Origin of the sequence: Catenulispora subtropica, from assembly GCF_039531675.1 — a bacterium.
Classification (GTDB): Bacteria; Actinomycetota; Actinomycetes; order Streptomycetales; family Catenulisporaceae; genus Catenulispora; species Catenulispora subtropica.
Window position 1 is genome coordinate 1 of the sequence record NZ_BAAAQM010000090.1, and the last position, 15,801, is coordinate 15,801.

At 63.2% G+C, this 15,801-nt stretch carries 10 protein-coding genes and 1 pseudogene; 2 read left to right on the plus strand and 9 right to left on the minus strand.

The window, feature by feature from the left end; all coding sequences use genetic code 11:
• Positions 1 to 237: 237 nt before the first annotated feature.
• The gene (locus ABD466_RS42325; protein WP_344662964.1) at positions 238 to 2,505 is read left to right on the plus strand and encodes an NACHT domain-containing protein; all 2,268 of its coding nucleotides are present in this window, start codon (positions 238 to 240) and stop codon (positions 2,503 to 2,505) included.
• A gap of 452 nt (positions 2,506 to 2,957) precedes the next feature.
• Here ABD466_RS42325 and ABD466_RS42330 read toward each other — a convergent pair whose 3' ends face one another.
• Together ABD466_RS42330 and ABD466_RS42335 are read right to left on the minus strand one after the other, a co-directional pair.
• Entirely contained in the window at positions 2,958 to 3,389 is a 432-nt protein-coding gene (locus ABD466_RS42330; protein WP_344662965.1) for a transposase, read from the minus strand.
• Positions 3,390 to 4,345: 956 nt separating this feature from the next.
• A pseudogene (locus tag ABD466_RS42335) lies at positions 4,346 to 4,624 on the minus strand (transposase); the annotation flags it as partial.
• 642 nt (positions 4,625 to 5,266) lie between these two features.
• Between ABD466_RS42335 and ABD466_RS42340 the strand changes: the two are divergent.
• Entirely contained in the window at positions 5,267 to 5,578 is a 312-nt protein-coding gene (locus ABD466_RS42340) for a hypothetical protein (protein WP_344662966.1), read from the plus strand.
• Between the two features lie 335 nt (positions 5,579 to 5,913).
• Here ABD466_RS42340 and ABD466_RS42345 read toward each other — a convergent pair whose 3' ends face one another.
• From ABD466_RS42345 to ABD466_RS42375, 7 genes are all read right to left on the minus strand, one after another.
• Positions 5,914 to 6,441 (minus strand): very short patch repair endonuclease, encoded by a 528-nt coding sequence (locus tag ABD466_RS42345; RefSeq protein WP_344662967.1) that lies wholly within the window; start codon positions 6,439 to 6,441, stop codon positions 5,914 to 5,916.
• A 268-nt stretch (positions 6,442 to 6,709) separates the two neighbouring features.
• Positions 6,710 to 7,969, minus strand: a complete 1,260-nt coding sequence (locus ABD466_RS42350; protein ID WP_425558874.1) for a DNA cytosine methyltransferase — start codon at positions 7,967 to 7,969, stop codon at positions 6,710 to 6,712.
• Positions 7,970 to 8,058: 89 nt separating this feature from the next.
• Positions 8,059 to 9,438, minus strand: coding sequence for a sigma factor-like helix-turn-helix DNA-binding protein (locus ABD466_RS42355; protein ID WP_344662969.1), 1,380 nt, complete (start codon positions 9,436 to 9,438; stop codon positions 8,059 to 8,061).
• Positions 9,402 to 9,980: a hypothetical protein gene (locus ABD466_RS42360; protein WP_344662970.1), complete on the minus strand. Its 579-nt coding sequence runs from the start codon at positions 9,978 to 9,980 to the stop codon at positions 9,402 to 9,404. Before ABD466_RS42360 ends, ABD466_RS42355 begins: the two co-directional genes overlap by 37 nt.
• A gap of 2 nt (positions 9,981 to 9,982) precedes the next feature.
• Positions 9,983 to 11,662, minus strand: a complete 1,680-nt coding sequence (locus ABD466_RS42365; protein WP_344662971.1) for a DEAD/DEAH box helicase family protein — start codon at positions 11,660 to 11,662, stop codon at positions 9,983 to 9,985.
• Entirely contained in the window at positions 11,659 to 13,995 is a 2,337-nt protein-coding gene (locus ABD466_RS42370) for an ATP-binding protein (protein WP_344662972.1), read from the minus strand. The genes ABD466_RS42365 and ABD466_RS42370 overlap by 4 nt, the downstream gene beginning before the upstream one ends.
• Before the next feature lie 4 nt (positions 13,996 to 13,999).
• Positions 14,000 to 15,787, minus strand: a complete 1,788-nt coding sequence (locus ABD466_RS42375) for a hypothetical protein (protein ID WP_344662973.1) — start codon at positions 15,785 to 15,787, stop codon at positions 14,000 to 14,002.
• Between the last annotated feature and the right edge of the window lie 14 nt (positions 15,788 to 15,801).

Consider the following 15,801-nt stretch of genomic DNA (forward strand, 5'->3'; position numbering starts at 1 on the left):
TGTGGCTGAAGCTCCTCACCTCAACCGCATGATCCGAACCCCGAACAGCTCCTAATCAAGAGCCACGCCCGCGATCTTGGCCTGAAGGGCTGGCGCATCTGGCATTATGACCAGCTGTGTCGGTTTCTGGATAACAACGAAGACGTGCGAAGGGCCTTCACTCACCTCATCACCCCTGGTGACGTGCTATCTCAATTGGCAGCGTATGTCGATGTCTCTCGGGATCTTGCTCATTCGATGGCGACCTACGTCGAAGCCGATCTGCTGGCTGCCAAGTGGATTCGGCTCTCCGAGGCTGGCCACCCCATGAATGAGAAGATCGAACTCGCCCGCGCAGCCATCGACCTTCCGGCCGCTGTCCGTGGCGCGCCCAGCGGGCAGGTTGTATCCGCTGGTCGTTACATCATCGAACACAGCGACAAGCCTGCGGGAAAGCCAAGCAATTCATCTCCGGCTCATCTGGTTCTCGTCGGTGGGCCCGGTCAAGGCAAGACGACTCTTGGACAGCTGATCTGCCAGGCGTATCGCGTAGCGATGATCGGCACGACCGCGACCCCAGGCTCTGAACTCCACGAAGCTGTCAGTAAGCTCCGTGGCTGCTTCGCACGAATCGGACTCTCCGATCCAGTGCTTAAGCGTTGGCCTGTACGCATCGAACTTGCTAAGTATGCAGACGCTATCGCGGGCGGAGAGGGCACGTCCCTGTTGCGGTACATCGCCGATCAGATCTCGGCGCGCATTAGCGATCGAGTCACCCCGTCGCTGCTCAAGGACTGGCTGAGGAACTGGCCCTGGATCGTCGTCCTGGATGGGCTGGACGAAGTAGCTGCGGCCAGCTCGCGGGACGATCTTACGACTCGGATCAGCGACTTCCTCGTGGATGCCGGCCGGGTCGACGCCGACGTCGTCATAGTGGTCACGACGCGCCCGCAGGGGTACGCCGGGGAATTCCACGAGCGCTACCACCTCCACCTCGATCTAAAACCGCTGACGATTCAAGATGCGGTGACCTACGCCGAGGTTCTGGCCGAGGTCCGCCACTCTGATGATCCAGACTTGCGCGCGGTCATTGCAACGCGCATGCGCCAGGCAGCGGAGGACGATGCCACCGCTCGGCTCATGACCTCGCCGCTCCAGGTGACGATCATGTCGCTTCTCCTCGAAGCCCGTGAACGCGCGCCACAAGCACGGTACGCGCTATTCGAGGCATATTACTCGACCATCTACGCGCGGGAGATGGGGAAGCCTGGTCCGGTTGGCCTGCTACTTGAGCGCCACCGACGGCATATTGACGCCATCCACGATCGAGTTGGCCTTGTACTGCACGTCCAAGCAGAACGAGCTGGCGAGTCAGATGCTGCGCTTCCGCGTTCAGACCTTCGCCGCATGGCAACGGACAGGCTGGTCGCCGAGGGACATGACCGGCAGCAAGCCGGGGTCTTGGCCGACCGGATCATCGGCGCCGCCACCACTCGATTAGTCCTGCTGGTGGCAAAGAGCCTTGACCATGTCGGCTATGAGGTACGAAGTCTTCAGGAATTCACCTCTGCGCGGGCTCTTACTGAGGGCCGTGACTCCGACATCCTGGATAGACTCCGGGTGATCGCCCCCGCATCACACTGGCGCAACATCTGGCTGTTCGCCGCGGGGAGACTCTTTGTCGAACGCGAGCATCTTCGGGGGAGCCTTGTCAGCTTGCTCCACGAACTCGACTTGCAGAACGAGATGGGCATGGTGGTTATGTCTGGGGCCGATCTTGCTGCTGAGCTCCTAGCCGAAAATGTCGCACAGTCGGCGCCAGTCTACGGGCGGATGCTTCTGCAACGTGCTTTGACGGTCCTTGACTGTACCTTCCGATTCCATCCTGGCCGCCTCGGGATGCTAGGGGAGATCGCTGCCAGCGACGAGGTTATGGCGAGAGATTTCAAGAAACGGATCGAATCGACTCTTCAATCGGGAGGATCGCGCCAGATCATGGCCTTCCGATTGCTGCGATGGTGGCACTCGGACAGCGGGCCGTTGGCGGCATGGGCACGTCAGGTTGCTCCCAGATGGGCCGGGACGCTTACTCCGATCCAGCGCTATCTGCTAACGAGCCAATCGCCGAGCGTTTTGCCGAGAGATCTGACCGTTCGAGAAGTAGAAGTTGGCGTTAAACGAGCCGGTAGCTTAGCAAATCTGATCCGTCCGGCCGTGCTGTCGCGAAATTTGCGCGGCCAAGACTTGCTAGCAGCGCGATCTCTCTTGAAGGCGTTGGAAGAATTTAGTGTTAGCAGCGCAAAAGATTCAAGTGGGAGGACCCTAGTCGCGCCTGACGTATTCTACGTAGGGGCAGCAGAGATGCAAGACGTGATGAGCCGAGATGGCGTCGTCGATGCGTTTACTTTTGCGCTTCACGAACTCTCTACAGAGCATTGGGCAGTAGCTGGCTCCTTTCACTTCGTGTTTCAGGCCGCAGCACAACTTGCCCCTGTAGGGGACAAACTGCGAGCGTTCATGCCGTAGCTCTGCATGATGAACGGAACCTCTGAGCTTTTCGAGTGCTGAAGGCCTGGCGACAGGCGCATAGCCTTCCCGGTCATCGGTCTCAGTACTTCCAGGCTTCGGATGATGTGGTAGGCGGTAGATCTCGGCATGCCGCTGTATACGTCGCGAAACTATTGATTGCAACGGTTTCGTGTGAATCTGGCCCACGTTTCGGCGCCGTTGATGATCTGCGGCCTGGCGTTTCGATACGCTCAGACGAGCCGTGGGCCTGGTCGCCCCCGAGCAGCGACGGCTTTTAACAGCGAACATGAAGTGGCCGATGCTCCAGTGCGGGTCCCCCGCCGCAGCTACGCGGAGTGCTTGGCGACCGTGACCGTAGGGCTGGCCACAACCCGAGCCGGGGCACCGGCCCCTCAACTCCTCTTCCGCGCCTTGGCCCACTGAGAGACTCTGTCGGGAATCTTGAGGGATCAAGATTCTTTGCCTTGTCGCCACCAGAGTGGTCGGGGTAGGTCGTGGGCGTCGAGGTACTGCTGGAAGGCCGTTGGTGACCGGGGCCGGTACTCGGAGTCGGCGGGTTCTTGCTGGCTGAGCCGTTCGATGTTGACCGCGATCGCGGTCAGGACATGTTGGACGTGCGTCTTGGCCTGGCCCCGGTAGCGGCAGTGGCGGGCCCGGTGGCCGTTCGCGCACTCGGCGATGGCGCCCTCGGCGCCGGACCGGCTGGCGTAGAGCCTGCGCCACGCGGAGTCCTGCTGGTCGTCGCGGTTGCGTTCTTGGAGCTCGTGGATGCGGCGGGGCAGGAAGTTGATGGTCCGGGCTTCGCCGCTGGTGCATTTGGCCTTCTCCGGGCAGGGGCCGCACTGGCGCTTGCCGAACCGGACCACGGTGTAGGGGGCCACCGACGGGATCTCGTTCCAGTTGCCGCTGACCTTGCCGTTCGGGCAGGTGACCTCACGGCGGTCGAAGTCGATGATGAAGTTCCCTTGGCGGACCCGTCGGCGGCTTTGGCCTGTTTGGAGCTGTTCTTGCCGATCGGCCCCACCAGTGCGATCTTGTGATTCCGGTTGGCGTCCGCCAGAGCAGCGCCGGAGGCGTAGCCGCCGTCGACCAGGTGCTCGGCCGGCAGCAGCCGACGCTTCTTGAGCCGGGCGTGGATGCCGGGCAACGCCTGGGTGTCGGCCTCCGACACCCAGGTGGCCACGTCGGTGACGACGTTGGCCCGGTCTTCGTCGCAGGTCTCGGTGACGTGCAGAAGGTAGCCGGTCCAGCGGGTGTCACCGCGGCGCACCCAGCGGGCCTCGGTCTCATACGGCGATTGGACGCGGATCCGGGACGGCGGCAGGCCGTCGCGCTCGGTGCGCGGCCGGAACCTGCCGCGGGCGTCGGTCAGTAAGTGCTGGATCAGCAGTCGGCGCAGCACGTCTGCCTGCGGCGGGATCTGCTCGCCGAACCGGTCGTAAACCCGCGCGAGCAGCACGTCGGCGTCGGTGCCGACCTGGGTGAGCCGGGCCACGGGATGGCTGGGCTGGGAGCACATCCGCACCTGCCGGCCGTAGCGCTCACTCCATTCGGCCGTCACCAGCTCGTCCAGGATCTGCGGCGCGTCCGTGGCCAGGTGTTCCAGCACCGCCCGCACCGCCTCGGTCACCAACTCCAGCCGGGTCAGCTCCCGTCCCGCAGACAGCACCCGGGTGGAATCGGTGCGCTGCCGCCCGCGGGCTTTGACCAGCCCGGCCTCCGTCAGTCGGGACAGCATCAAGTCGAGCAGCCGGTCGGCGCGGTCGTCCTCGGCCAGCCGATCGCGGAAATCGCTCAGCACGCTGTGATGGAACCCCGGGTCCTCCAGCTCCAGCCCAAGCGCGTATTTGTAGTCGATGCGGCACCGCACGGCCTCGGCGGCCTGCCGATCGGACAGGTTGTCCAGGAACTGCAGCACGCACACGGTGGCCAGCTGTGCCGGAGACCAGGCGGGCCGCCCGTCGCGCGAGTACCAGCCGGCGAAGTCCTCGTCCGCCCACAAGCCCTCGAGTCGATCCCGCACCCACATCGCCGTGGTGCCCTTCGGGTTGGCCGCCCTGGCCACCCGCGCGGTCAGCTCCGGGACCTCGGCGCCAGGACGAGGACGAACGGACATCAGCGCCACCCTGGAATCGACAACCTGTCATGCCATGAAGATCCAGAACATAGCAGAGGCTTGATTCACTCAAGGACGCGGCCGAGCAAGATTCCCGACAGAGTCCTTCAATGCTTGCCGACCAAGTTGCGGACCATTTCGAGGCTGATCTGGCGTCACCTACCGGCCAAATCATGGTCTTGTGGAGAACCGCACAGATTGCCAGCTGGGGAGCCACCTTCGCTTCCGCGTGTGGCCCGGCCAAGGTTGAGGCCGCCCGCATTGCTAAAGATCTCGCCTAGCTCATGGTCCTCCCAGCGGTAGAGCTGGATCCGCTGTGATACCGACAGTGCTTACGCGACGCGCTGAGGAGCGTGATCAGAAAGGAGCCCCGATGGAGGTGGTGGGCGGTCGGCCAGCCCACCACGCGCCGGCTGAGGGTGCCCCGGCACGACCGCGCAGTACACCCAGACCTGTCCGGTGCGGTGCTGGGTGATGTCCATGGACCACAGCCGGTCCTGGCCATCGGCACGGCGTCGCCGTGTTCACCGGGTCCGGGTTAGGCTCGGTGGGGCGGATCGCGCCGGGTACATCGCTTCGTGCGGCGTCGGTAGACCCCCTCGTCGACTCCCCGCTGACTGACCTCGGTGCCACAATGTTCCTATGGCGATGATCGGTAAGTTCGACCACGTATCCAGTGACGTCCAACGCCGACATGAGGCGGTCACCTGCGGTTATCGGACGTTCTTCGAAGGTGGTGCGACCATCCTCCAGCTGGACACCTACGGATCTGCAACGCGCGCGATACCGGACAAGATCAGCCAGTCGATCCAGCTTGATCTCGAAGCTGCTCGCCAGCTCCTCGCTATCGTAGAGGCCGCGTTTCCCTCGCTCATCAATCGCAATGGGCTGAACGTTGACGCCGCACAGCGGATAGTCGATGAGCTTCGTAACGCGTTCCCCTCAATCAGCTGACGCTCCGGTCAAGGTGATCCTCTATCAGCTGCTGCTGTCAGGCTTTACGCACAAGCGCTCGGGTGCAGAAGGAGTGACTGGCCCCAGACGCAGGACGGTCCCGGCACGCGTCTGTGCCGGGTTACCGGCGGCGAGATAACTTGAAACCCTGGCTCACGTCGGTCACGTCAAGCAGCCGCTGGACTTCTGCTTCCTCTCTTGCCATCCATTCGAGGAACTAGGAGCAGAGTTTGTGGAGCCTCCCCTGCGCGTTGAGGAACAGCTCATATGGTACGAAGTAACCGCAGCCTCGAAGCCGCAGCTCTCCGTGGTGCGGACTGACGGCCATTAGTCGATTAATCGTCGCGCGCGTTCGTTCGAGTTCGTAGGAGGTTTGTGATCCGATTTACGGCCGTTGCGGGATCCTCGTGTTCCCAGATGCGAATCACCGTCCAGCCAGCCTCGACCAGTCGTCGATTTGTGTCAGCGTCACGCTCCCGATTTGCATTGATCTTCTCCCCCCAGAACGCGGCGTTTCTCGTTGCCGGTCGGTAGTGATCCGGACAACCATGCCAAAAGCAGCCGTCCACGAATACCGCGACCCTCATCCTGGTGAACGCGATATCAATCGTACGTCTCATCCCAATCGGAGCTGGAAAGGCGACGCGATACCGGAATCCCAGGCGGTGGAGCTCCCTTCGGATGGCAATCTCGGGCTTGGTATCGCGTGACCTGTTGGCTCGCATGACCGACCGCGACGCGGGTGACGATGCCCACGACCCCCTGGCCAGCGGTATATCGCTGACCCGGTTCTCCGCGATAGTTAGCAGGCCAGCGGCACGAGCCTGGCCGAACCCTTCGACGAGGTTCGCCTTCCGGGTCATCGCAGTGACTTCGCCGACATAACGCTCGACAGTTCGGCCGGCCTCAGACCATCTCAGGTACGCATTGATCCTTCGACCATCCGCAGGGACACGTAGGTAGATCGACGCCGTCGCGAGTACCTGCGAACCCCCCACACGAACCTGACGACAGTCGCGGCCGCCAGCTGCCGAATCTTGCTCGATCGAACGTCGATTTCGGGTGAGGCCGGGTTTAGGTCGCCAGGCGTCATCTGGTGGACGCGCGTTTCGCCATCCCGAAGTCACGAGGTCAACCCCTTCCGGTTGGTCCCGTGGTCCAGAGCGCGTCGGCGACCGACTGCGCGACAACCCGTCCGAGTTCGACCGGAACTGCGTTTCCCAGCTGTCTCATCTGCTCGCTTCGCGGTTCCTCCAGCCGCCAGTTGTCGGGGAAGGTCATGAGACGGGCCACCTCCCGTACGGTTAGGTACCGAATCTCGCCGTCATCGAGCCTGATCGTGTTCTCGCCTCCTGCGACGCCATGTACACCGGCCTTTATGGTCTTCGCTGGGTGATCCCATTCGTTTGGTCGGTGACCCTTGTACTCACGGGCGCCCGGCCAGCCACGATGATGGATCCACTTCGGATGCTCGAGTCGCTTGTCGAGCGGCCGGAGCGGAGGGTGGACATCGCGGAGCGCGTCGCGGATTGTCTTCCAGGGGGCGAGCCGTTGGCCGCCGCCACCAAGATCCAGTTCCTCTTGGGCGGGCATTTCCCGGACATCCATACCGTGTCTTATCCAGTATGTGTGATCGGCCTTCGACGCGGCCAACTCGATCTCCGAGTGCGTCGGAGCTGGGAAGTCCCACTCGGAAAGACCGAGATCCTTGCGAAACGCGACCACAAAGACTCTGTGGCGAGTCTGCGGGACCCCATAGTCTGCCGCGTTGAGCAGTTGATAGTGCACATCGTATTGCCGGGTCAGTGCGCGAGTGTCCGGTCGCTTCTCTCGAATGGACGCGATCCTCGCTCGCAGGCGTGCGTCGTGGTCGCTCCAGTCCTCGCCCTTGGTCGCCCTGTCGTGTGGGAGCTCGAGTTGTCTGAGAATGTAGTCGTAGTACGGACGGAACGACGGCCGTAGAAGGCCCTTGACATTCTCGGCGACGATCGCCTTGGGTCTCGTCTCGCGTACGCACCGGAGGAGCTCCGGCCAGAGGTTCCGTTTGTCCTCGTAGCCGCGATGGACGCCACCCAGACTCCACGGTTGACACGGGACCCCGCCGGCGACGACGTCGACCTCGTCCTTCCACGGCTTGAAGTCGAACTCGCGGACGTCCCCGCACACGAGGGGCCAGGACATCTCGACGGTCGTGGGCCTCGGTTGGTCGGGGCTGTAGTCCTTGGCCCCGTTCAGCCTGAGCGTCTCGCAGGCGCGCTCATCGACCTCCACCGCGAGCAGGTGCCTGAAGCGAGCCTGGTGCATCGCCAGGGCCAGTCCTCCGGCGCCTGCGAAAAGCTCGATGCTCGTCCCCGCTTCTTGCGGGGGTTCGGGACGGGTTTGCGGCGGCACGAACAAACCGTACCGCGGAGTGGCGACAACGTCCCTGCCCTTGGGAAACGGGCACGAAGCCGACGGCTTCGTGCTGGGACGAGCCAACGTCAGGGCGACGCTCGTGGCGCGGGACAGTCGTCGCCGCATGTGTGACGTAGGGCCGCCCTCTCCGTGTCGGCCATGAGCATGACCGCGAACGAGCACCCGAGCCCCATCCCCAGGTCGGCGACCTCGGCGCGCAGACTGGACAGCTGCGCGCTGCCGACGCCTCGTCGCACGACGACCTCGCGCCCGCTGTCCAGCGCGAAGCGTCGCGTGGTCGGCGCGTGATGCATCCCGAGCCGCCATGTGAGCCAGAGGCTCACGACGAGGCCGCTGCCCCGCAGGACGTCCTTGTCGACCGTCATGCGGACCGCGACGAGATCCCCCGCCTCATTCGCCACTATGCTCGGCGACCGTCGCGGCTCGGGCTCCTCGATGGGTGTGGCTCCGCGGCGCACGAGGTCGAGGAGCCCCTCGGGGGTCTCGCCGATGAGATCGCTCGACAGGCACTGCTTGACCCGCCACGCCGAGACTGGATAGCGCGCGATGACCTCGCGCTCGAAGTCGGCGTAGGGGAGTGGCCCCAACTCCTCGAGTACGTTGATGGCCACCTCGTGAGCGTTGCCCGGTCGGTTCGACTCGGGGAGCCGCCAGTCGGCGAGCGCCCAGAGACCGTCCGGTCGCGTCTGTACGAACCGCTTGTCTCGACGCATCGACTCGGCGATGTTTCGGGCAACCTCGCCGAGTTCTTCCGCCACGTCCTCCGCTCTCATCGGCGTGCCAGTTCGAGCGACAATGAGGTACGCGGCGTCGCGTCCAGAAACTCGGCGACGCACCCACCCGCCATCGACCGTTCGCGTCAGGGGAGCGGAGGCACTCGTCAGTACGCGCTCGAGTGCGCTGCCGGGTGGGAGCCCGAGTTCTATGGCGTTGTGATCCATGTCCTCGGCAGTGCAGGGAGCGGTCTCGGCGAGGGCGCGTAGTGCCTTGGTGACCTTGTCTGCGGCGAGTGTCCACCACTCGTCGACCCGGCATCCCCATGACTTCGGCCTCTGCGCGCCGAAGGCCGTGAGGATCGCGTTGCGCGCGATACCGTCGGGATCAGGTATCGCAAGGGCGAGTTCGACACCGGTTCTGACGATCGCGCCCTCGAACAGCGCGCGTACTTCGTCCCGCCAGCCCGGCGCGAGGGCGTCGCTATTCTCTAGTAGGCGCTTCTCGCCAGCGATCCCTATCTGACGCACCCACTCGCGAGTGACGCCGAACAAGGTTCCCAACTCGTCGAGAGTCGACCCTTCCAGCCGGCCCTGCAGCACCTGCCGATGTCTGTCCGATGGCAATAGCGCCCACGCTTCGGAGGCCCACTGGTCCTGAGGGTCTAGCCCGATGATGGTCTGACGCCACTCACTCATAGGAGACTCACATGGACGATTCGTAGCATGCATCTTTTTGCTAGGCGCAGGTCAGATTCCCTCTGATTCGCCGGTATCGGGTGGGTGAAGGTGCCCACGACACACAGAGTCCATGGGATTGGATCACCTTTGGCTTCCGCATTGAGAGCGGCCCAAACGAGGTGCTTGAGATCCTTGGGTTTCCCCCAGCAGAAGCGGATCACGTCGTCCTCACGGCGCGCAACGATCCGGAGGGGTTTGATGTCGAGTGTCGTCTCGTCCACCTCCCACCCGGTACCGACACCCTGCGCTACGAGTTGAGATGGGTTCGCGACAGGATTCGGAACGAGTGACGCGTACTTTCCGACACCGTAGACGGCGCGTGCCCGTTCCTTCATCGGGCCATCCTTGATCCAGTGACGGCATTCCTTCTCGTCCATGAACTTCTGTAGACGTCCGCCGATCTCCTGGTCGTTGACCCATCGATCGTAGTGCCCGGATCTCGTGACGGCGGCGATCCCGTCCCACGAGATCTTGTCGGCATCGCGGTACAGGTGCTCGACGACTCGCATCTCAATTTCGGGCGGCAGCGTCATGACTAGTCGACTCCCCCGGCCTCGGGGAATTGGAGCCGCACCTCGTCCGCGGCGGTTTCGAGACTGGCGGCGTCCTTGATCCAATGATCGAGGAGCGTTCCCGCCGTGGCGTCGTCGAATTCGACACGTGATGCGGGGTGGGGGAGGCGTAGAACCTCGAGTTCGTCCTCGGAGAGCCTCTCCAGGTTTCGCTTGAGATCGAGCGCGGCGGCCACACGGCGGATATCGGTGACGAAGTCCAGTACGCGCAGACTGGCCTTGCCAGGGCTCAGACGCAGGCCGCGACCTAGTTGCTGCACGAAGATCCGCCTGCTGTGAGTGACGCGGAGGAAGCCGATCAGGTTGACGTCGGGAACGTCGACTCCTTCGTTGAAGACGTCGACACAGGTGATGACTGGAACGCGCCCGAGTCTGAACCCGTTGAGGAGCACTTGCCGTTGTTGCCTGTTCATACCGCTATGTAGGAAAGCTGCGCCTCGCCATGCCTGGTCTGCGCCGGCCAGCGTCTTCGCCATACGCTCGGCGTGCTCGATCGTCTGGCAGAAGAGGATCGCGCGCGGGTCGCGCGTCTCTCGCCACGCTTCTTGGAAGCGATCGACGATCACCTCGTCCCGTTGAGGCAGGAACAGGGCACGGTTCAGTTCCTTCAACGAGTAGCCGTACTCGCTCGCCGACCTGACGACTTCCCAATCGAGGTTGTCGACGAAGAGGCGATAGTCGACTGCCGAAAGATGACCCTCGGCCATCCCTTCCGCGATGCTCATCTTGAACGTGGCCGAGCCGAAGCGCGATGTGATGTCAAACTTATCGCCACGCCACGGTGTGGCTGTCACACCGAATTGGGCCGCGTCCTCGCAGATGTCGAGTAGCTCGGCGAAGCGCCCGTTCTCGCCGACGTGATGCGTCTCATCGATCATCACCAAGTCGGGACGCCATCCGCCACGAACGAATGCAAGGACGGACTCCACCGTACCCACGACTACTCCCTCTTCTCCGGTTGGCTTGTAGTCGCCGGTGAGCAGGTGAGTCGGGACGGACTTATCGAGGTGTCGCCACAGCGCGCGCTCGAGCTGCTCGACGAGATCCTTCATATGGGCTGCGACAAGTACGCGGCTTCCCGGGTTCTCCTGGACGAACCGGCGGATGACCTCGCCACCCACGACTGTCTTGCCGAGCCCGGTCGCTAGAATCAGCAACGCACGGTTCTTGTCGGCGAGATCACTCATGATCTTGTCGGCCGCTTCGATCTGATAGCCGCGTAGGCCGAACGCTCTGGGGATCCGACTGGGCATATTCTCGCCGATCGCGTTCAGCATCGGGCCGTCCCATACATCGATCTTGAGGCCGATCGACTCCAGGGCGCTGCGTCGCAGCTCCGCGTTCCGGTTGAGGCCCGTGTTCGTGACGATCACAGCGCGGTCGGCGCCGTACCTGGTTCTGGCCCTCTCGAGATCGTCGACGCCGGCTCGGTCGATCGATCCGCGGCTGGACCACTTGCACTGGAAGACCCATTGTTCGCGGTTTCTGACTGCGATGAGATCCGCGCCATGGTCCCCGGCCCCGTCGACCACCCGGACGTCCGTGAACCCGAGATGCCAAAGCGTTCGCTCAAGCGAGTGTGTCAGGCCTCGGGGACCGCCGGCGAGGAGCCCTTCGGGCGATAGCAGAGCGGGATCGCTCATGAGTCAGCCACGATCTCGCCCGCCAGCAGCCGGGTGCTGAGCCGAGTGCGCCTCAGTTGATCAGGGCTCGGCTCCGACTGGAAGGTAAGGAGAGTGGCGATGTCGTTCATGTATCCGACGACCTTCGCCACACTGAGCCGCCGCGCGGATGGCGACGACAGCGACGAGAATGATCCTATGAACACCTTCCCATCGAGAAATGCCTCCGGCCACGATTCCAGGAGCTTCACGAGGAAGAGTGGAGGCGCGTAGCGCAGAAATCCTCCGTCCGTCCCGAGATGCGAGGCGGAACTGACCTGGCCATCGGCGATCATCTCGTTCTCGATCGAGGTTCGCTCGTCGGCAGTGAGGAACTGGAACGCACGCGTGGGGTCGTCCTCGATCGCCACGATCATCAGCCGTCGGATCTCCGAGAGGATCTCCCTGGCTTGAGCGCCGATGACGGCCTTGTCTAGCGCAGTGTCGGGAAGGCATGCCGTTCGGAGCTGCGCGACGATCTCGGCTAGACCCAGTGAGGTCTCGGCCTTCACTTTGAGAACCGAAGCGACTTCGACGAGGAGTAGTTCCGCCGGATCGACACCCATCTTGGTGAAGACCTTATGACGCGCGTTCACGAGCGCGATGGCCGTGTTGCCTGGTCCTTGAATAAGCCAAACGGGTGTGGGTTGGTTGTTCGCGTCGACGAGCGCATCGTCGACGCTCCTCGCGTCGAGGGTCAGGGTTCCGAGCCGTGGCGTTCCGAAGTCGCGGCTGAGCTCAGGCATCGGGATCGAGGCTGCTATGAGCCTCGTCTGACGTTCCTGCTGGGTCTCGACAGGGGCCGAGTCGGTGGTTGGCTCTGTCGGCTCCGTCTCCGTCGCGGCGCCCGGGCTCGATTGACCAGTCGGCGCCAGGCCGAGCGCATCGAGAAGCGCGCTTTCGTCCGGGTGGCCCGTTGTGGTGGGGCGCACGCCACCAGCCTTGGACTCAGCTAGCCGAGTCTCATGGCTCTCGATCGCATCCCACCACTTCTGATCGGTCCGATACTCCGGGTCACCGGCCCAGAACTTCTGCGCCCACCTCCGAGTCTCCTCGTGGATGGGCAGCTTTCCGTCGCCAGGAATCAGGTACTTACGCCCAGCGTCGTTGCGCCGATACCCTTTGAACAGACGCCCGAGGTAGCTCGTGTTGTCTGGGTATCCAGCCAGCTTCGCCTTCTCTGGTTGAAGTGGCCCGACGCCGCGAAGGAAGTCGACGGCTGCCTTCCATCCTCGGTCGCTCGTCTCGAACGCGTTCTTCTGGTAGTTCACCGGGACGTAGTCGAGGTGGATTTCGCCGATGATGCGCCCACCCTGATGGACGAGTTCCACCGGGTACTCCGTCACGGTGAGACCAAGCGGATCGTCCGGGTTCTTCCAATCGAACAGACTCTTGTCGAACCGCAAGATCTTGCGTCCATTGCGGATGAAGTCGATACCGAACTCGTTGCGATCGAGATGCCGTTGGATGCCGAGCCAGCCATGGATGCGGCGCTTGCGATTGCGCAGTTCAGTGCTCTCGCACTGATCGCACCGTCCCTTGCCCGGAACTTGCCAGTTTCCGCAGTCCAGACAAGCGTCTGCCGGCTCAAATGTCTCATCGATCGGGATGTAAGCTGGGAAGCGTTCCGGCGACGTGCGACTCCCGTGCACGACGAAGCGATCGTCACCCCAGCGGCATGCTTGCCGCGGCATGACCCGCTGTCCCTGGACCCATAGCTCGAATGGCTGGTTCGCCAGAATCCAGCTGTAGACGCTCGCCAAGGCATTGCGGAGAGCCTGAGGGTTCCGCTGCAGCCATTCGGCACGCGCGCGGTGAAGGCGGCCAATGACAATCTTGGTTCCGTGCTCGCTCGGGTCATCCTTCGGCTCCGTGATGTCATCGGCTTCGAAGTCATCGCCAATTCGGTCGAGGTCGATCTCGACCCCGAACCACTCGGTGTCGCCGGCCCGGGTGGTGAGCACTCGTGTCAGGCGTCCGAGCCGCGCCGTGCTGACGTTGAACCCCATCCCGAAGAGACCCAGCTTGTCGAAGCGATCGTTGCTTGACCAACCGGCGCGTACGGCGTTTTCGAGACGCTCGTACGACATTCCCCTACCTGTGTCGGTGATGACGACCTCAGAACCGGACAGATCATGTTTCGGCGAGGGGAGTGACACGCTGACCTTGTACCCACCAGCCCACGGAGTCTTTTCACGAGCGATGTCCGCGAAGTCGTCGAAGGCGTTGTCGACCAGCTCCGCCACACATTGCCACTCATCGAACTGAATTTCGCCTAGCATCCGCAGGATGCGGGACGATGGGGTGATCTTCACTCGTCTACTCTCCGGGCCTCACGTCGCGGATGTGTCCAGTGGGGGTTCGTGACTTGACCGCCAGATAGCCAGTCTGGCCAAAGAGGGTCTTGCGGTCTAGGAAGTGGTTGAAGTAGGTACAAGCGGGCTCGCCAATGTGGAGGCAGGCCGGGCACGCTCCACCGTTTCGTTCGCAGGCTGGGTCCATGGCGCACCGGGATTCGGCGGAGACTATCGCGGCCAGTGCTAGGTCTAGGTCATGCTCGAACACCGCTTGCAGTCCGCCAAGTACGAAATCCCCGCGTGTGGCTGCGTATACGAAAAAGCCGCAGCTAAGCGGAAGGAGGTACTCGCCCAGGCCTTCTCGGTCGACACCCGCCAGTACCGACAGCTGTCTGATAGCGCGATGGGCGTAGGAGTGCGTGAGCGTCAGCAGGTCCCGGCCCAACTTCTGCGATGCTCCCTCGTCGTCGAAGCGGGAGGGTACGAGCGCGTTCGCGGCGATTTCGCAACGCGCGGCCTTTCGGTCCGCCACCGGCTGCAGAGGGTGCCCCCGGTCTGTCAGCCACTGATGAACGGAGAGGGGGTCCAGCTGGAAGAAGAGAGCCTCGGCTTGCTGGAGGTTCGCATAGATTCGCCGACCTCGAGTACCGGTCCAATATAGGCTGAGCCGTGTCGTGCCGGGCTCGTCTCCTCCCCGAGTGAATCCGTAGACAGCCTTCAGCACAGGAAAGCGGTCGGTGAGGTCGACAGCGGATAGCCCTGCTCGGCTAACCGCCCTGGGGTAGCCAATCTCATAGCGGTCGCGCGCAGTGGTGGGCGTGTGATCTGTGACCAAGTGGTGAATCCGCGTGCGCGATTCCATGAGTCCTAGCGCGACCTCGACTGATTCGCGCTCGACGGCTTCTATAACCGACGATGGGGCATCGGCCAACGAACCCAAATCGTCCTCGGAGGCGAGCCCACCCCCGGCTGCGGCCGCCCGGGCGAGCTGCTCGGCAAGTTCGCGGGTGAAGCCCTGGGCGATCAACGACTCGACGAAGCCGGAGCCTGTGGGGCGGCGGCTTGCGGGTGAGTCGTCGTGGAAGCCACTCAGCGCCCACGTGAGTGCGGACCGCCTGCCACTGGGTTCGGTGTAGGTACGACGGCCGTCCCGATCGGCTGGGTTGACGATCGTGAAGGACTGTGGCGCGTAGACACTGGCAGCCCTGTGCACCTGATAGACAATGAACTCCGCGTTTGGACGCTGTGAATACGTCTTGCCGCAGGGGCACTTTCGCCAGCCAAGCCCAGTCTGCACCTTCTTCGCGCAGATGGGACAATCAAAGATTATCTTCGTGGCATCCATGCTTTGCTGAGGGAGCATCCTGGCCTGGAAGTGCTCCTTGCAGCGCTTGATGTACGGCTCCTCCAATTGGCCGCACTCGTGATAACCGACGAAGTGCAGCTGCCGCCATGCCTGCTTCGCCCCGCACGCGCAAGGCTTCGTCCGATCGTTGCCCACCCGGCGGCAGGCCGCGCAGATCCAGACCTGGGGAAATCGCTCCACCTGAACGCCTCGTTGCCGATTGACTTCGACGACGTCAAGATCGACCGTCTTGCGTTCGATCTCACGTGCGATCGCGGGATTGGCGCCAGCCGCTTCCCATCCGCGAAGCTCTTCCAAGAGTTTGCCGCGCACTAGGTCTTCGTCGACGTCGATGGACCTGGGATCGCGCCAGTCGACAGTCCGGTACACGCCACCCTTCAGGTCTCCGGTCTGTTGCGGCAGGAATCCATAGAGCACCTGCGAGACGCTGCGCTCGTCCTTCATGGGTGAATTCCGTC

Coding starts and splice junctions, on each gene's coding strand:
- ABD466_RS42325 (WP_344662964.1), top strand. CDS start 238: ATGGCGACCTACGTCGAAGCCGATCTGCTGGCTGCCAAGTGGATTCGG.
- ABD466_RS42340 (WP_344662966.1), top strand. CDS start 5,267: ATGGCGATGATCGGTAAGTTCGACCACGTATCCAGTGACGTCCAACGC.
- ABD466_RS42345 (WP_344662967.1), bottom strand. CDS start 6,441: ATGACCCGGAAGGCGAACCTCGTCGAAGGGTTCGGCCAGGCTCGTGCC.
- ABD466_RS42355 (WP_344662969.1), bottom strand. CDS start 9,438: ATGCATGCTACGAATCGTCCATGTGAGTCTCCTATGAGTGAGTGGCGT.
- ABD466_RS42360 (WP_344662970.1), bottom strand. CDS start 9,980: ATGACGCTGCCGCCCGAAATTGAGATGCGAGTCGTCGAGCACCTGTAC.
- ABD466_RS42365 (WP_344662971.1), bottom strand. CDS start 11,662: ATGAGCGATCCCGCTCTGCTATCGCCCGAAGGGCTCCTCGCCGGCGGT.
- ABD466_RS42375 (WP_344662973.1), bottom strand. CDS start 15,787: ATGAAGGACGAGCGCAGCGTCTCGCAGGTGCTCTATGGATTCCTGCCG.